The organism is Undibacterium sp. TJN19, assembly GCF_049339485.1.
Taxonomy (GTDB): Bacteria; Pseudomonadota; Gammaproteobacteria; order Burkholderiales; family Burkholderiaceae_D; genus Undibacterium.
The window spans coordinates 1-281 of sequence record NZ_JBMPPL010000083.1; the positions used below are offsets into that span (position 1 = coordinate 1).

Sequence of the window (281 nt, forward strand, 5' to 3'; positions counted from 1 at the left end):
GTGCCGTTCTTGTTCAATAAGGCATCAACGGCAGCAATGTCAGCGCCGGCGAGAGTAAAGGTGAAACTTGTCGCACTGGTGACTTCGACGTTGCCAGTAGTACTCAGGGTGCGGGTGGCACCGCCTTCGCCGGTGATGGTCAGCTTGGAAATGGTGATGTCGTTGGTCGCGCCTATCGTCTTGACGAGGTTGGTGCCAGTGACGGTGAAGATGTGGGTGGTGCCGTCATACGTTGCTGACGTGATCGTGGGCGCAGTCACATTCGAGACGGTCACGGCATT

At 56.9% G+C, this 281-nt stretch carries 1 protein-coding gene; it reads right to left on the reverse strand.

Annotated features, from left to right (window positions below; translation table 11 throughout):
* On the reverse strand, window positions 1-281 hold a 281-nt coding region (locus ACO0LH_RS28630; RefSeq protein WP_422944548.1), incomplete at both ends, for a hypothetical protein.